The following is an 18,320-nucleotide window of genomic DNA, read 5'->3' as shown; positions in this document are numbered from 1 at the left end:
AGATGATAATGTATCTTATATCTCAAATTAAATGTGAAATAATGGGGTGAAAGTTTGGAAATATTTGAAACGATTCTCATATTTCTAGCTGTTGTTATTGTAAGCTCCTTTGTTCATACTTTTATTCCTAAAGTACCTCTTGCATTTATTCAAATCATATTAGGAATGATCCTCTTTATATTGCCTGTACCAGTTGAATTCAATTTTGATTCTGAACTCTTTATGCTAGCTACCATTGCACCTTTATTATTTGTTGAAGGTGTTAATGTATCTAGGGTACATTTACGAAGATATATTAAACCTGTCATGTTAATGGCATTAGGTTTAGTAATTACTACCGTCATAGGTGTAGGGTTATTTATTCACTTAGTATGGCCAGATTTACCAATTGGTGCAGCGTTTGCGATTGCCGCAATTCTCTGTCCTACCGATGCTCCGGCAGTGCAAGCTATTACTCAAGGTAAAGTATTACCAAAAGGTGCAATGACGATTTTAGAAGGTGAGTCTTTATTAAATGATGCTGCAGGTATCATTTCATTTAAAATAGCAGTAGGGGTACTTGTTACTGGCGCTTTCTCATTATTTGAAGCGATTCAACAATTCTTAATTGCTTCAATCGGAGGGGCCATTGTAGGATTGTTAATCGGTATATTACTTGTTCGATTCCGTCTAACATTAACACGACGTGGTATTGAAAATATTAATATGTTTGTATTTCTTCAATTGTTAACACCATTTGTAACCTATCTTGTGGCAGAACTATTCCATGCTTCAGGTATTATTGCTGCTGTAGTGGCTGGACTTGTTCATGGTTTTGAACGTGACCGTATTGCTCAAACACGTACACGCCTTCAACTAAGTTATAACCATACGTGGAATATTTTAGGCTATGCGTTAAATGGTTTTGTATTCTCGATACTTGGTTTCTTAGTGCCGGAAGTCATTGTAAAAATTATTAAAAGTGAACCACATAACTTACTTTTCTTAATAGGAATTACTTTATTAGTAGCATTGGCTGTATATGTATTTAGATTTATTTGGGTTTATGTACTATATCCTTTATTTTATCTATCAGTCAGTCCATTCCAAAAATTAATGAATGATGATGGAACAAATACGAAAGAGAAACCCCCTAAACGAAGTATGTATGCGTTAATTATGACTTTTTGTGGTGTTCATGGAACAATTTCACTCGCAATCGCATTAACGTTACCTTACTATTTAGAAAATCATGAGTCATTTAAGTATCGTAATGACTTACTCTTTATTTCTTCAGGTATGGTTATCTTAAGCTTAGTGATTGCACAAATCATTTTACCTTTTGTTACGAAAAATGCACCTCAACCTAAAATAGGAAGTATGAATTTTAAAGAAGCAAGAATTTATATTTTAGAACACGTGATTGATTATTTAAACAAACGTTCCTCCTTTGAAACAAGCTATCGATATGGAAATGTTATTAAAGAATATCATGATAAATTAACTTTCCTAAAATCAGTAGAAAAAGATGACGAGAATTCAAAAGAGCTGGAACGTTTACAACGAATTGCTTTTAACGTAGAAACAAAAACGCTTGAAAAATTAGCAGATGAAGGCGAAATTACGGAAAGCATGTTAGAAAACTATATGCGATTTGCTGAACGTACACAAGTTTATAGACAAGCTTCACTCAGTCGTCGTATTATTGTTGGAATTAGAGGATTACTTTTGAAACGTCATATTCGTACACGTACAAATGCAGCTTCATCATTAAGTGTTACTGAAAACTTAATGGAACTTTCTAAAATCAATAAAAGAGTCCATTATAATGTTGTAAGCCGACTTGTTAAAGAGGCAAATGAAGATAATAAATTAGAAGTGGGTATGATATGTGATGGATATTTAATGAGAATAGACAACTTATCACCATCTAACTTCTTTAACACACGTTCTGAAGATTCAATTACTAAAATTAAGTTGAATGCTTTAAGAGAGCAACGTCGTATTTTAACTGAACTTATTAGTGATGAAGAGATTACAGAAGCGACAGCTTTAAAATTACGTGAGGCAATTAACTATGATGAAATGGTTATTGTAGACAGTTTAACTGATTAATTTAATAATTCAATAATGATTAATACTAAACCTAAGACAACTCGCTATGTCTTAGGTTTTTTTAGTATAAATGGAAGGTTTAAAATTGAAATTTAAGATGTATTCCTCTTATTGTAAGATGATAGAAGACAACTACATTACTCAACCATTCGTGATACAATAAGATGAAACTGTTTATGAGGTGAAATCATGTTAACTGAAGAAAAAGAGGATTATCTCAAAGCAATTCTAACTAATGGTGGTGATAGCGCTTTTGTTTCAAATAAAATACTATCTCAATATTTAGATATAAAACCACCTTCTGTAAGTGAAATGGTAAATCGTTTAGAAAAAGCTGGATTTGTTGAAACTAAACATTATAAAGGGGTAAAACTCTCTAAAGAAGGTCTCTCTCATACACTCGATATTATAAAAAGACATCGTTTATTAGAACAATTTTTAATTGAAGTGTTAAATTATAATTGGGAAGAAGTACATCAAGAAGCGGAAATTTTAGAGCATAAAATTTCTGACTTATTTTTAGAAAGGATAGATAAACTGTTAAATTATCCTGAAACTTGTCCGCATGGAGGAGTTATTCCAAGAAATTATATTTATAAAGAAAAGTATAATGACTCATTACTTGAATATGATGAAGGAGACATAGTAAACATTAAACGTGTTCGCGATAGAACGGATTTACTTGTTTATCTATCCAGTAAGCATATTTCAATTGGAGATAACATTGAAATAGTATCCAAAGATAAAACCAATAAAGTCATGATTATAAATAATAATACAACTATGACGATTCTAAGTTATGATAATGCAATGAATATATTTGTGGAGAAAAATTAAACAAACCGTCATCTATTCAACTTGAATATGATGAGCCGTTTTTAAATCATAAATTTGTATATTAAATATAAAGAGAAAACGTTAATCATAATCCAAAATAGACTATAAAATAATGTTGGTAAATGTGTCAATTCAGCTAAAGTATTACCATCCCAATGTGTTTTTACTCTTTGGAAAGTCAATAATATAATTGTCCAACTAGATTGCAAAACTTCTCCTAATAGGACACCTAAGATAAGATGGCATAGGAGGACTACGATATAAAAAATCATAAATTGATTATTGTCTTGCAATAAAAAATACAATAATGAAATTAAAATGATTAAAACGATAATGGGAGACAATTTTCGAGATGTTAAATTAAGGTAATACACAAATATCAAACTATATAAGATTAAAAATAAGCTTGGATAGTTAAAATGAATGGTCCAAAAACCTATCATTAACATGATTGGTGGCATGACATATCCACCTAATGTCGTAATACATTGTCCAGTAACTGATTTAGATTGTGTTATTGCATAGCCTTGTTGTAACGTTTCTTTACGTTCACTAGGGCGTACAACAATGACAAGATCTTTAGCATGCCCCCCACTTAACTTATTAAATAGAATGTGACCCATTTCATGAGTCAGTACTGGAATATAATTTAAGTAAATATCTAAATATTGACTAAAAGAACAATGTCGATTTTGATGAATAATTATATAAAATATTGCTATAATAATGACTAAATAAATATTTAAGATAACAGTCGTAGTTAAAAATTGTTGCAAATAATCCATAATCAACCTCACGTTAATAGTATGACTTCTATTATAAATCATTAAGATAAACTGGACCTTTAGACTTTAGACGTATTTTTGAATACAATGATAAAAATAATATATGATGAATAAGTTGAGGTTATTATAAATTCATTACAACATATAAAGAGGGTAAGAAAGCAGGGAGTTAACGTAAATGTATAGTTCAAAAAAGAAAAAAAACGATAAAGTAGATATATTAGGCGTACAATTCGATAATGTGACAATGTTGGATATGGTTGAAAATATTAAACATTTTTTTGAAAATAATACAAATGATAACTTGTTTATTGTAACTGCTAATCCTGAAATCGTAGTGTATGCTTCTGAACATGTAACCTATAGAAAGCTTATAAATAGTGCAAGTTATATCATTGCGGATGGTACAGGTGTAGTTAAAGCTTCTAATAGATTAAAACAACCATTAAAGCGACGTGTACCAGGTATTGAACTTATGGAAGAATGTATTAAATTTGCACACGAGCAAAGTCAAAAGGTATACTTGTTAGGATCAAAAAATGAAATTGTTGCGCAAGCACAACATAAATTACAACAGAAATATCCTAATGTTACTTTTGAGTATCATCATGGGTATATTGATCTGTCAGATGAAACTGTAGTGAAAAGAATTCAACGTTTCAATCCTGACTATTTGTTTGTTGGAATGGGCTTTCCAAAACAAGAAGAATGGATTCAAAAAAATGAAAGTAATTTTAAGCATACAGTAATGATGGGGGTAGGTGGCTCGTTAGAAGTGTTTAGTGGTACTAAAAAAAGAGCGCCCCGTCTTTTTAGGAATTTAAATATTGAATGGGTATACCGATTACTTATTGACTGGAAGCGAATAGGTCGTATAAAAAGTATTCCTAAATTTATGTTTAAAGTTTGGAAATTGCAGAATAAGAAGAAAAAATAAAAGAGGATGAGACTTAAGCCTATGAATCGCTTAGGTCTCTACCTCTTTTACTTTACAACAAACCGTTTTTCATCAAGTTGTTGTCTAAATGCTTTTTGATCTTTTTTAGATTTTTTCTTAAAATCTTTTAAAAATTGCTCATATTTAGGTAACACTGTATCTAATTCACCAAATTCTTTTAGCTTTCCACCTTCAATCCAAGCGATTTTAGTACAGAATTCACGCACTTGTCTGATATTATGACTTACAAAGAAAATCGTTTTATTTGCTTCTTTAAACTCATATATTTTATCTAAACATTTTTGAGTAAATGTTTGATCGCCAACAGATAGTGCTTCATCGATAACTAAAATGTCAGGATTAATCGTTACATTGATAGAGAAACCAAGTTTCGCACGCATACCGCTTGAATAGTTTTTAACAGGTTGATAAATGAATTCGCCAAGCTCACTAAATTCAATAACTTGAGGCATAAGTCTTTTAATTTCTTTCTTTTTAAACCCCATACAAAGCATTTTAAATTCAATATTTTCAATGCCCGTCAGTCTCCCATTTAAACCGGCATTAATGGCGATGACACTTACTTCACCATGACGATCTATATTTCCAGAACTTGGAGATAATGAACCACCAATCATATTGCTTAACGTGGATTTTCCTGAACCATTTATACCTACTAAACCAATCACATCACCTTCATAAGCAGTAATAGACACATCATTTAAAGCAAAGAAGGTTTTGTTTTTATTTTTAGGAATTAACGCATCTTTGATACGTTCTTTATTATTGCGATATATTCGATATTCTTTTGTCACATGATTTATGTTAACAGATACGCTCATGATTTTTCCTTTCTTATGATTTATTATATAGATTATAATACATCACTCAATAGTTGTTAAATTTATTAACCTAGTGTAAAGTGTATATGAGATTTTGTATCTTTTTTGTAAACAATATATTAATTTTACTTTCTTTTCTGAATTAAGTCTATCCTAATAAAATTTTCGACGAATAAGTTGCGTAAATATATAATGGATTTATATGAATCATTTTAAACGTTGATTTAGAAATTTTATAATAAAACGATTTTAATCAGTAGTTAAAGAAATTAAAAGCCATTATGAATTTACAATTGAAAGTGTGGTTTATTTCAATGTCGGCAGTAGGAACTGTTTTTAAAGAACATATAAAAAACTTTTATTTAGTGCAACGACTTGCACAATTTCAAATTAAAATAACAAATACAAATAATTACTTAGGTATGGCTTGGGAATTACTTAACCCAGCACTTCAAATTATGGTGTATTGGTTTGTCTTCGGTATGGGAATTCGTAGTAATCAACCGATACATGACATTCCATTTATTTTATGGTTACTAGTAGGAATTAGCATGTGGTTCTTTGTTAACCAAGGTATTCTTGAAGGTACGAAATCAGTATCTATGAAGTTTAACCAAGTAGCGAAAATGAATTTTCCTTTATCAATTATTCCAACTTATATCGTAACAAGTAAATTTTATGGCCATATTGGCTTATTAGCACTTATTATTGCAATTTGTATGGGAAATGGTATTATGCCGTCTATCCATATTGTACAATTGTTAATTTACGTACCACTAACATTTTTCTTTGTGGCTTCTGTAGCACTTTTTACTTCAACACTTGGAATCATTGTTCGTGACACACAGATGATTATGCAAGCATTACTAAGAATTTTATTCTATATGTCTCCTATTTTATGGATACCAAAAGATACTGGAATTAGTAGCGTAATTAATGACATTATGAAATTTAACCCTGTATACTTTTTAGCTGAGTCTTACCGTGCAGCAATTTTATTCCATCAATGGTACTTTATTGAACATTGGAGATTACTTCTTTATAATATGATTATTATTTTAGTATTCTTTGTATTAGGGTCTATATTACATCGTAGATATCGAGATCATTTTGCAGATTTCTTATAAAATGTGTGCTAGATAAATCAATACTTACATTTATTAGTAGAGAGCCTGAAATGTATTAGATTGCATTTCAAGCTCTTTAGTATATATATCATGAATAAATATAAAATATCGACGATGTCGATAGAGATGTATGTGAAAAGGATAAGGAGTAGAGACAAAATCAATGTATTTCTGTCCTACTCTTTCTTTATAAATTATTTTATTAACGAGTAAGGGGATTAAATGATGACAAGAGTAGTGATAAAAAATATTTATATGACACTTATTACTATCGTAAACCAAATTTTTAGATTTAAACGACTAAAATCGAATCATATTGCGATTTTAATGACATTTCCCGAAGACGTTATGCCAATAATTGAGCAATTAAATCAGAAAGGTTATGAATTAACAGTCATTGCTAAAGAAAAAGAATGGGCTAAGCTAAAGCAATTTAAAAATGTATCTTTTGTTCCTGCAGGAAATAATCATATAGTGAGACATATCAAGACGATAAGTACAGCAAAAGTGATTGTGATTGATACATATTATCTTATGCTCGGAGGGTATCATAAGAAAAAAGGACAGACCATCATCCAAACATGGCATGCTTCAGGTGCTTTAAAAAATTTTGGTTTAACGGATCATCAAGTAGATTTAAATAATAAAAAAATGGTTCAACAATATAAAAGCGTTTATAAGGCTACTGATTATTATTTAGTCGGTGGAGAAGAGATGAGTAAATGTTTTGAAAGTGCTTTTGACGCTAAGCGCACTCAAATGCTTAAGTTGGGTCTACTTCGATTAACCAAATATTTTAAACTAGACCTTAAGACGGAGCAAAAAAAGTTAAAAAAATATTATAATATTCCTAATAAATTAGCATTATATGTGCCTACTTATCGTGAAAATCAAATGGATAATCGTCAAATTGATAAAGTATATTTTGAAAAGCAATTACCCAACTATACTCTCATTAATCAACTTCATCCATCAATCCCTAATAGTGAGCATATTGCGCCAACATCAGAACTAATAATGATGGCTGATATTATTATTAGTGATTATAGCTCTCTACCAATAGAAGCTAGTTTACTCAATAAGCCTACATTATTTTATGTATTTGACGAAGAAGAGTATGAAGAGGTACGTGGATTGAATCAATTTTATCGCGATATTCCAACATTTTATAAAGTGAAACATATAGATGAATTAGTGACTAAGATTAAATATAATGAAAAAGAAATAAAACCATTATTTAAAAATTGGCATAAATATAATAGTGAAAAAAGCTTAGAAAACGTATTGAAATTTATTGAAAAGTTGGTGAAAGAATGAAATTAGCGGTTATTATTCCAGTATACAATGCTGAAAATACAATTCGAAAAGCAGTTAAATCGATTGATACAACACATGACGTAGAAATTATTTGTATTAACGATGGATCAACAGATCGTACAAAACAAGTGTTAACTGAATTGCAAAAAGAAGTTAAACATCTCATTGTTTATCATCAAGACAATCAAGGAGCGGCAAAAAGTAGAAATATGGGTCTTTCTGCAATGTCAGATGATATCGATGCGTTTATGTTCTTAGATGCAGATGATCAATTTTTACCTGGAAAAATGGATCAAATGATTCAATATTATGAAAAAAATGAGCATCTAGATATTGTGATTGGGCAAATCGGTAGAGGATTGAATGGCGACTGGAAAGTTATTCCAACACACGAAGACATTCATCGTGAAGCAATAGTTTCTTTAGCAGAAGCGCCAGAAATACTTCAATCTATTGGACCAGGTGGCAAGTTATTCAAAGCTAAATTTAATACACTAAGATTCGATGAAGATGTAGTATTTTGTGAAGAACATACATTTGTCACTCGTGCTTATTTAATGGCAAGGGATATCCAACTAGTTCCTTTTATAGTATATGGATACAATGAGCGAGAAGGTTCTATTACAGATCAACGTGCAGATACGTTTATATCTTACTTAGAAGATGCTAGAAAAGTTCGATGTGAAGTCATGGATATGTTATTACTTGTCAACGAAAAAGCATATTATAGTTATCGAATGGATGACTTAATTGTCAGCTATCTCATTCAAGCATATTTAATAAAATACAGTAAAGTGACACTTCAAATTATAGACAAAATCACTCAATATATCAGAGATATGCAACATACAAATTATTCTGGAGAAGCGTTGTTTAGAATAGTACAAGCCGTAGAGCAAAGTGCGACTCATTGGACACGTGAGACATATGAGTTATGGAGACATACACTTATTGATGTAGGAATTGGGAGACCTGGTTTTTTACGTTTTCAAGCACAAGTAATGCCTAAAAAATTAGCATTCAGTGGAAAGCAATCATTGAAACGTATAATGAATAAGTAAATGAGAAAGGGTCTGGTCAATATAAAATTAATGGTATGTTAAATATATTTATGCTAAATTAAGATTATTAATTAATGTTAAATATTTGTAAAGGAGAAAGGAAATATGAGAAGAGTCATTACATATGGTACATATGATTTATTACATTATGGTCATATAGAATTACTAAGAAGAGCTCGTGAAATGGGTGATTATTTAATTGTAGCTTTATCTACAGATGAATTTAACCAAATTAAAAATAAAAAATCTTATTATGATTTTGAACAACGTAAAATGATGTTAGAATCTATTCGTTACGTTGATTTAGTGATTCCAGAAGATGGATGGGGTCAAAAAGAAACAGACGTTGATCGTTATGATGTTGATGTGTTTGTTATGGGCCATGACTGGGAAGGTCAATTTGACTTCCTAAAAGACAAATGTGAAGTTGTATACCTAAAACGCACGGAGGGTATTTCAACAACTAAAATTAAACAAGAGCTATACGGAAAAGATGCAAAATAATAATGTATTGAAGGCATATATAAACGCCTTAGAAGTTTAGCTATGTCTCAATCTTTGATTAAATCAAGTAGATAACAATAATTTGTTTGATTTGACTCATCCTTTTGGGAGTGAACAGTGAATTCAAAACGAATTCTAGGGCACTCCTATTTTTATGTAATAAAACATTTTAAATAAAATGCTATACTAAGAACAATCAATCAAATTACCAGTTAAAATACATTTTAATGTACATTTAAATTAGGATAAACACTAAATATAATATCAAAAATACAAATACAAATTGATGATTAAAGAGGTTTATTTATGAAACAACACAATCCATTATTTTTTCTATTTAAACGATTGTCTTGGCCTTATGGTTTAATAATAACTGCTGTTATCATTTCTTCGTTAGGAAGTCTTAGCGGATTATTGATTCCACTGTTTACAGGTCGCTTAGTAGATAAATTTTCTACTAATAATATTAATTGGAATATTGTCGTTCTATTTGCAAGTATATTTATCATTAATGCATTACTTAGCGGTTTAGGTATTTACCTCTTAAGTAAAATTGGAGAAAAAATGATTTATGGTATTCGTTCATTATTGTGGGAGCACATGATTAAACTGAAAATGCCATTTTTTGACAAAAATGAAAGTGGTCAGTTGATGAGTCGTTTAACTGATGATACTAAGGTCATTAACGATTTTATCTCTCAAAAATTACCACAATTACTACCAGCTATTATCACATTGATTGGTTCTATTATTATGCTGTTTATTATGGACTGGCAAATGACTTTACTGACTTTCATAGCTATTCCAATATTTATGGGTATTATGATTCCACTTGGAAGACGTATGCAAAAAATTTCAAAACATACCCAAGCAGAAATTGCCAATTTTAGTGGGTTATTAGGTCGTGTATTGACAGAAATGCGTTTAGTAAAAATTTCTAATACTGAACAAAAAGAATTAAATAATGCACATTATAACTTAAATGAAATATATAAATTAGGTTTAAGACAAGCAAAAATAGTAGCGATTATTCAACCTATTTCAAGTGTAATTATGTTATTAATGATAGCCATTATTTTAGGATTTGGTGCCATTAGAATTGCTACAGGTGCTATTACAGCAGGTGCTTTAATAGCTATGATTTTTTATGTGATGCAGTTATCTATGCCGCTTATGAACTTATCTACACTCGTTACTGATTACAAAAAAGCTGTAGGTGCAAGTCAACGTATTTATGAAATTATGCAAGAACCCGTTGAACCGATGGAACAGTTAAAACCCATTGCTAATATCAACATTGAGAATGGAGCACTTGAATTTAATAACGTAGAATTTAAATATGATGTAAAAACGATTCTTGATCATGTATCATTTCGTATACCTCAGGGTGACATTAGTGCTTTTGTTGGTCCTTCAGGTTCTGGGAAAAGTACTATTTTTAATTTAATTGAACGTATGTATGATATCGATAATGGTGATATTACATATGGCAATGAAAGTATTTATGATATTCCAATTACAAATTGGCGTAGCAAAATTGGATATGTCATGCAGTCAAACTCTATGATGACAGGAACAATTCGAGATAATATCTTATATGGTATTAACCGTAATGTCTCTGATGAAGAACTAATTAAATATGCAAAACTAGCAAACTGTCATGACTTTATTATGCAATTTGATGAAGGATACGATACATTAGTGGGCGAACGTGGATTAAAACTGTCCGGGGGGCAACGACAACGTATTGATATCGCTAGAAGTTTTGTGAAAAATCCAGACATATTGTTACTTGATGAAGCTACTGCAAATCTTGATAGTGAAAGTGAACAAAAAATTCAAGAAGCTTTAGAAGTATTGATGAAAGGTAGAACAACAATAGTGATTGCACACCGTCTGTCTACGATTAAAAAGGCAGGTCAAATTATTTTTATTGATCAAGGACGTGTGACAGGTGAAGGTACACATGACGAATTAATGAAATATCATGAGAAATATCATCAATTTGTGACTACACAAAATTTAAATAAATAATGGATGTCGAACATCCAAATATCACGATGATAAAGTAATCTATAATTTTACAGTGTAGATGAAAAAATCTTAGACTGATAAGATATAGTTAGTACACAAACACATTGCTTAAAAATTAATTGAATAAACATAAATAAAATTGGAGAGAATGATATTGAATAAACTATCAATAATTATTACATATTTTAATAGTGAAGAATATATTGAAGATTGTATTAATAGCTTAAAAACTCAAAGGAATCAAGATTTTGAGATCATTATTGTAGATGATGGTTCTACGGATCATTCAACACAAATCTTAAATAAAACGTTAGCATCTTATGATAAAGATGTGACGTTTATTCAACTTGAAACAAATACTGGTCATGCACATGCTAGAAATATCGCTTTAGACTTAGCAAAAGGTCAATACGTGATGTTTTTAGATGCGGATGATCAATTAGCCTCATATGCTATTGAATATTATTTAAATCATATTAATGGTTTAGATACATTAATTGCACCGGTACACAAATTTACAATGCAACGTCCTCAATATGTAGATAAAGATAAGATACGTTTGCAGTATCGATCACATCATTCATATCCTAATTCAATTTTACGAAAAGAAACTGCATGTAATATTTTATTTAGAAATGCAATTATTAAAGCACATGACATTAAATTTAATGAAGATTTAAGCATTTTTATTGATAATTCATTTGTATTAGATTATCTGAAATATGCTGAACATTTTGTTAGAATTGTTAATTTTCCGTTTTATTATCGTGGTGAAGTATATGATCCATTTAATGGTAATACATTAAGTGATCAAGATTTTATTGATAAATTTGAAGACTATACAAATAGTTTCTTTGATGCTATACAAAGAACTACAAATAAAGAAGTTAAGAAATTTTTAGTCCAAAGAATGAAAAATGAAATTAAAAAAGGTTTTGATCCTTCGCTTAGAGATATTAAAGCAAGATATATTGCTTTAGAACACACTCTAGTTAAAGTAGTAAAAGCACTAAAATGGAATATCATTAAAGATGGTAAGTTGTTATATAATCTTGAAATCATGTTTTTATCTATGGACGACATTGAGAATGCAAGATATGTGAATGAATTACGTAAAAAAACACGTTTATTTAAAAGTATTCTTACAAACAGTAAGATGAAAGAACGTGCTAAATATCAACTTACTGATAATGAAAATATGGTAGATCCACATACGATTGTATTTGAGTCATTTGGTGGTAAAAATTACAGTGATAGTCCAAAGTATATATATGAATATATGCAACAACACTATCCACAATATAAATATATTTGGGTCTTTTCTAAGCCTAATAACAATATTATTCCTGGAAATGCAACTAAAGTGAAAAAAGGATCCAAAGAATATTATGAGGCTTATGCTAAAGCGAAATACTGGATTTCGAATGCTCGATTACCATTGTATTTAAATAAAAAAGAGAATCAAATGTATATTCAAACTTGGCACGGTACACCGTTAAAACGTTTAGCAAATGATATGAAAGTGGTAAGAATGCCAGGAACAACAACAGCAAATTATAAAAAGAATTTTTATACAGAAGCATCTCGTTGGAATTATTTAGTATCTCCAAACCGTTATTCTACGGATATCTTTAAGTCTGCTTTTTGGATGAATGAAGAAAGAATTTGGGAAATTGGCTATCCAAGAAATGATGTATTAGTTACAAGACAAAATGATACTGAGTATATAGAACAAATTAAAAAAGATTTAAATTTACCAAAAGATAAAAAAGTCATTATGTATGCGCCAACTTGGAGAGATGATGAATTCGTTAAAAAAGGTCAATATTTATTTGATTTGAAAATAAATTTAGCTAATTTAAAAGAGCAAATTGGAGATGACTATGTCATTTTACTAAGAATGCATTATCTTATTGCAAATGCATTAGATCTAACTGGATACGATGACTTTGCTATTGATGTTTCAAATTATAATGATATTTCAGAATTATATTTAATATCTGATGCGCTTATTACTGACTACTCGTCAGTGATGTTTGATTATGGTATTTTAAAACGTCCTCAATTTTTCTTTGCTTATGATATCGAAAAATACGATAAAGGTCTTCGTGGCTTCTATATGAATTATATGGAAGATTTACCAGGAGAAATTATTACAGATGAATTTAAACTTGCTGAAGAATTAAAACATTTAGATACACATAAAGAAAAATATAAAGATAAAATTGAAGCGTTCTATAATGATTTTTGTTCAATTGAAAAAGGTCAATCTTCTAAATTTATAGCAGACTATATTCATAATGATATTCATGAAAATGAATCATAAAATCAAATGACATAAAGAATGGGAAAAATTTACTTTGAATTCGTTTTCCCATTCTTTTTCTATATAACCGTATTAAGTTTAAATGGTATTTATGATAAATAACATCAAAAAAGAAAAATAGACAATTATTTTATTAAATATGTTATTTTAACGAACATTTTCTCGTGGTATAATGTTAAATGTATTTTTTACAGAACATTAGTTGTTATTTTATGAAAATAGTACGGTTCTATTTAAGGGTAATGTGATACATATTAATTTTAAAATGTGGGTAGGTGTCTTATGTTTTTACTAATAAATATCATTGGATTACTTGTGTTTTTAGGAATAGCAGTTTTATTTTCTAGAGATCGCAAACATATTCAATGGAAGTCTATATTAATCTTAGTTCTTTTAAATGTATTCTTAGCATGGTTCTTTGTATATTTCCAAATTGGAAGATCGATTGTTGAAGGTTTAGCAGCTGCCATTGCTTGGATTATTCAATCAGCTCATACTGGAACAGGTTTTGCATTCAGTAGTTTTACAAGTGGTAAACAAATGGATATGGCAGTGAGTGCATTATTTCCAATTTTATTAGTTGTTCCACTATTTGATATTCTTATGTATTTTAATATTCTTCCTAAAATTATTGGAGGAATTGGTTTTGTACTTGCGAAAATTACACGTCAACCTAAATTTGAATCATTCTTTGGTATCGAAATGATGTTTTTAGGAAATACAGAGGCGCTTGCAGTCTCTAATGAACAACTTAAGCGTATGAACGAAATGCGTGTATTAACAGTTGCAATGATGTCAATGAGTTCTATTTCTGGAGCTATTGTAGGTGCCTATGTTCAAATGATTCCTGGTGAATTAGTGTTAACGGCGATTCCTTTAAATATTATTAATGCAATTATTGTCGCTTCTATTTTAAATCCTGTTACTGTTGAAGAAAAAGAAGATATTATCTATAGCATTAATAATGATGAAAAAATTGAACGTCAACCTTTCTTCTCATTTTTAGGAGATTCAGTATTAAATGCAGGTAAATTAGTATTAATTATTATCGCTTTTGTTATTAGTTTTGTCGCGTTGGCTGATTTTTTAGATCGTTTTATTAATTTGATTACTGGATTAGTAGGCAGTTGGATGGGTATGAAAGGTAGTTTTGGTTTAAACCAAATCTTAGGCGTCTTTATGTATCCATTTGCTTTATTGCTTGGCTTACCATGGGGTGAGGCATGGATAGTGGCACAACAGATGTCCAAAAAAATCGTTACAAACGAATTTGTAGTTATGGGTGAAATTACAAAAGTAATTGACACATATAGCGCACATCGTCGTGCAGTGATATCAACATTCTTAGTTTCATTTGCAAACTTCTCTACAATTGGGATGATTGTTGGTACATTAAAGGGTATAGTTGATAAGAAAACATCAGATTTTGTTTCAAAATATGTACCGATGATGTTATTATCAGGTATTTTAGTTTCACTACTTACTGCAGCATTTGTTGGTTTATTTGCATGGTAAGGTATTAAAATTTAAATCATTTTATAGTCAACCATTAGGAGTGAACATTGAATTCGAAAAGAATTCTATGTCACTCCTATTTTTATTATTCATTTTATTGCATGATAAAAACCAAGCATGCAAAGTGAGGAGACACTTTATATACTTGGTTTTTATGGGAAATGAATATTAATGTACTTGTAACGGTAAGGACTAGGTACTGTCACAGTACTTCGAGCAAAATTTGTTTTGTTACTATAAACAACACAAAGGAGATAACTTCTTGTAATTAAGAAGTTATACATAGTATAGCAAACTAATATTTATAAGTAAACGAAAAATTCAGAAAATTTCCACGTATTTTTTATTAGTACATTAGATTTAAAGATGAATATGTATCTTATTTAAATTAAATCTTTATATTTTAAGATATTTAAAATTTATTAATACATTTATTTTTAAAAAGCATATTGTAGGGAATGATGAGACTATGCTAACATTTTAATCGTTATAGTCGTAAAAGGAGTGAGTGTTTTTGAACAAAAATATAAAAAATATACTTTTAGTTATACTAGGCTCTTTTATCTTTTCAGCAGGAGTCAATGCATTTATTATATCAGGTAATTTAGGTGAAGGTGGCGTCACAGGTATTGCTATTGTATTATATTACGCTTTTCATATTTCACCAGCGCTCACTAACTTCGTTGCTAATGCAATATTGATTGTTATTGGGTATAAATTTTTAAGTAAAAAAAGTACGATATTAACAATTATTGCTACTGTACTTATTTCTGTTTTCTTAAGTCTTACAGAATCATGGCACGTAGAAACAGGTAATGTCATCATCAATGCAGTATTTGGCGGCACAAGTGTTGGACTAGGTATTGGAATAATCGTTTTAGCAGGTGGCACTACAGCTGGAACAACAATATTAGCAAGAATAGCTAATAAATACTTAGATGTTAGTACAGCATACGCATTATTATTTTTTGATTTAATCGTAGTAGTCATTTCTTTAACAGTACTACCGTTAAGTAAAGCATTGGTAACTGTGATTTCACTTTATATAGGCACGAAAGTAATGGATTATGTTATAGAAGGACTTAATACAAAAAAAGCAATGACAATTATTTCTAGCAAACCTGAAGAGGTAGCTAAGGCTATTGATGAACAAGTTGGTAGAGGCCTTACTATATTGAATGGACATGGTTATTATAGTAGAGAAGAAAAAGACGTTTTGTATGTTGTTGTAGCTAAAACTCAAGTAACTCGTGCCAAACGAATTATAAAAAAAATAGATAAGAATGCTTTCTTGGTTATTCATGACGTGCGTGATGTTTATGGAAATGGTTTTTTAATCGATGAATAAAAAAGGGCCCTAAAAATTTGAGGCGTTTTATGTATATCTCAGATTTTTAGGGTTATTTTTTATAATCGTCTCATAGTAAAAAGAATAGTCAAAAATGTGTATAAATGGTATAATAGCAATAATTAATTGAGAACGATTATCAATAGATGTCGTAAATATTTTTTGTACAAAGGTAGGGCCTATATATGAATCGTTTAAATGCATCTCAAGTAGATATAGGATATAGAAATACGACAATTATAAAAGAATTAGATGTTCAAATACGTGATGGTAAAGTCACATCAATTATTGGACCGAATGGTTGTGGGAAATCTACATTATTGAAAGCACTCTCAAGACTGATTGAAGTGAAAAAAGGAGAAGTATTACTTGATAATCAAAACATTCAACATCAATCTACAAAAGAAGTAGCTAAAAAAATTGCAATTTTACCTCAAACTCCAACAGTGACTGACAGTATAACAGTTGAAGAACTCGTTTCATATGGACGTTTTCCTCATCAAAAAGGATTTGGACGATTATCTAAAAAAGATAAAGATGAAATTGAATGGTCATTAAACGTAACAGGCATTACAGAATTTCGTCATCAATCGATTAATGATTTAAGTGGGGGACAAAGACAACGTGTATGGATAGCAATGGCTTTAGCACAAAAAACAGATATTATTTTTCTTGATGAACCTACAACGTACTTAGATATTTCTCATCAGTTAGAAATTTTAGAATTGGTGCAACATTTGAATAAAGAATTAGGGTGTACGATCGTTATGGTCTTACATGATATCAATCAGGCAATTCGATTTTCGGATTATTTGTTAATCATGAAAGAAGGACACATTATAGATAATGGACCTACTGACCAAGTATTATCTAAAGAGATATTAGAAAGTGTGTTTAATATAGATGCAGTATTAGGAAAAGATCCTAGAACAGGGAAACCACTTTTAGTCACTTACAATTTACTTGAAAAAAGATAAGATTGATTATAACTTCAGCAATATAGCTACAATTATTATGATGTTGGATACCTATCTCAGTCATTTTTAATGTATAGGCAGTCAATGACTAATATTTTGTCTAATACACAAATATTCGCGCTTTCAGATAAGTTATTTTATAATGAAAACACACGTTGATTAAGGTTCACTTTAATAAAAAATCAAATTCGTTATTTAATTGATTGACTGGAGTTGAAATGATGACAACTATAGTTATTATTAGTCATAGTGAAGAAATAGCTAAGGGAACTAAAAATTTATTAAATAAAATGACAAATGACATAAATGTGATTGCTTATGGTGGAGTAAATGGTGAAATTGGAACTTCATATGATGATATTGAACAATTGATTAATCAGTTAGATGATGATGCATTATGTTTTTATGATTTAGGATCATCAGAAATGAATATCGATTTAGCAATTGATATGTATAAAGGTAAGTATCATATTTACAAAGTAAATGCACCCATTGTAGAAGGAAGTTTTACAGCAGCAATGTCTTTAAGTGTTGGTAAAACTGCTAATGAAGCGATTCAAGAAGTGAATCGTTCTTCATTTAAGTCTACAGCATTTAAATAAGTAATGATAAATTT

The 18,320-nt window shown here is 29.8% G+C and carries 15 protein-coding genes; 13 read left to right on the top strand and 2 right to left on the bottom strand.

Annotation, left to right across the window (positions count from 1 at the left end; genetic code table 11):
• Positions 1-54: 54 nt before the first annotated feature.
• Both HMPREF3131_RS04590 and HMPREF3131_RS04585 read left to right on the top strand, forming a co-directional pair.
• A complete protein-coding gene (locus HMPREF3131_RS04590) occupies positions 55-2,094 on the top strand; it encodes a cation:proton antiporter (RefSeq protein WP_017176020.1) in 2,040 nt (679 codons plus the stop codon).
• 189 nt (positions 2,095-2,283) lie between these two features.
• The gene (locus HMPREF3131_RS04585; RefSeq protein WP_049382098.1) at positions 2,284-2,931 is read left to right on the top strand and encodes a metal-dependent transcriptional regulator; all 648 of its coding nucleotides are present in this window, start codon (positions 2,284-2,286) and stop codon (positions 2,929-2,931) included.
• Positions 2,932-2,972: 41 nt separating this feature from the next.
• Here the strand turns inward: HMPREF3131_RS04585 and HMPREF3131_RS04580 are convergent, their stop codons facing one another.
• Entirely contained in the window at positions 2,973-3,716 is a 744-nt protein-coding gene (locus HMPREF3131_RS04580; protein ID WP_049413762.1) for a M50 family metallopeptidase, read from the bottom strand.
• A 178-nt stretch (positions 3,717-3,894) separates the two neighbouring features.
• Here HMPREF3131_RS04580 and tarA point away from each other — a divergent pair, with 178 nt between their 5' ends.
• Positions 3,895-4,653 carry an N-acetylglucosaminyldiphosphoundecaprenol N-acetyl-beta-D-mannosaminyltransferase TarA gene (gene tarA, locus HMPREF3131_RS04575; RefSeq protein ID WP_017176017.1) on the top strand — a complete coding sequence of 253 codons (759 nt, stop codon included), beginning with the start codon at positions 3,895-3,897 and terminating at the stop codon, positions 4,651-4,653.
• A gap of 47 nt (positions 4,654-4,700) precedes the next feature.
• On the opposite strand, the gene tagH is transcribed toward tarA, so the two are convergent.
• Positions 4,701-5,495, bottom strand: a complete 795-nt coding sequence (gene tagH, locus HMPREF3131_RS04570) for a teichoic acids export ABC transporter ATP-binding subunit TagH (RefSeq protein WP_017176016.1) — start codon at positions 5,493-5,495, stop codon at positions 4,701-4,703.
• A 314-nt stretch (positions 5,496-5,809) separates the two neighbouring features.
• Here tagH and HMPREF3131_RS04565 point away from each other — a divergent pair, with 314 nt between their 5' ends.
• From HMPREF3131_RS04565 to dhaM, 10 genes are all read left to right on the top strand, one after another.
• The gene (locus HMPREF3131_RS04565) at positions 5,810-6,622 is read left to right on the top strand and encodes an ABC transporter permease (RefSeq protein WP_070436494.1); all 813 of its coding nucleotides are present in this window, start codon (positions 5,810-5,812) and stop codon (positions 6,620-6,622) included.
• A 222-nt stretch (positions 6,623-6,844) separates the two neighbouring features.
• Complete coding sequence (tarB, locus tag HMPREF3131_RS04560; RefSeq protein WP_070436493.1) at positions 6,845-7,939, top strand: teichoic acid glycerol-phosphate primase TarB; 1,095 nt, start codon at positions 6,845-6,847, stop codon at positions 7,937-7,939.
• Entirely contained in the window at positions 7,936-9,000 is a 1,065-nt protein-coding gene (locus HMPREF3131_RS04555) for a glycosyltransferase family 2 protein (protein WP_017176013.1), read from the top strand. The genes tarB and HMPREF3131_RS04555 overlap by 4 nt, the downstream gene beginning before the upstream one ends.
• Positions 9,001-9,105: 105 nt before the next feature.
• Positions 9,106-9,504, top strand: a complete 399-nt coding sequence (gene tagD, locus HMPREF3131_RS04550) for a glycerol-3-phosphate cytidylyltransferase (protein ID WP_017176012.1) — start codon at positions 9,106-9,108, stop codon at positions 9,502-9,504.
• 306 nt (positions 9,505-9,810) lie between these two features.
• The gene (locus HMPREF3131_RS04545) at positions 9,811-11,538 is read left to right on the top strand and encodes an ABC transporter ATP-binding protein (RefSeq protein ID WP_019834902.1); all 1,728 of its coding nucleotides are present in this window, start codon (positions 9,811-9,813) and stop codon (positions 11,536-11,538) included.
• Positions 11,539-11,692: 154 nt separating this feature from the next.
• Entirely contained in the window at positions 11,693-13,864 is a 2,172-nt protein-coding gene (locus HMPREF3131_RS10980; protein ID WP_019834903.1) for a bifunctional glycosyltransferase/CDP-glycerol:glycerophosphate glycerophosphotransferase, read from the top strand.
• A gap of 282 nt (positions 13,865-14,146) precedes the next feature.
• A complete protein-coding gene (locus HMPREF3131_RS04535; RefSeq protein WP_048761273.1) occupies positions 14,147-15,379 on the top strand; it encodes a NupC/NupG family nucleoside CNT transporter in 1,233 nt (410 codons plus the stop codon).
• 514 nt (positions 15,380-15,893) lie between these two features.
• On the top strand, positions 15,894-16,727 hold the full coding sequence (locus tag HMPREF3131_RS04530) for a YitT family protein (RefSeq protein WP_019834904.1): 834 nt from the start codon (positions 15,894-15,896) through the stop codon (positions 16,725-16,727).
• Between the two features lie 185 nt (positions 16,728-16,912).
• On the top strand, positions 16,913-17,704 hold the full coding sequence (locus HMPREF3131_RS04525) for an ABC transporter ATP-binding protein (protein WP_017176007.1): 792 nt from the start codon (positions 16,913-16,915) through the stop codon (positions 17,702-17,704).
• Between the two features lie 221 nt (positions 17,705-17,925).
• Positions 17,926-18,306, top strand: coding sequence for a dihydroxyacetone kinase phosphoryl donor subunit DhaM (gene dhaM / locus HMPREF3131_RS04520; protein ID WP_017176006.1), 381 nt, complete (start codon positions 17,926-17,928; stop codon positions 18,304-18,306).
• The last annotated feature ends 14 nt before the right edge of the window (positions 18,307-18,320 follow it).

This window comes from Staphylococcus sp. HMSC14C01, assembly GCF_001808085.1.
Taxonomy (GTDB): Bacteria; Bacillota; Bacilli; order Staphylococcales; family Staphylococcaceae; genus Staphylococcus; species Staphylococcus hominis.
The sequence above is the reverse complement of the archived record's forward strand: the minus strand, read 5'-3'. Positions and strand labels throughout refer to the sequence as shown.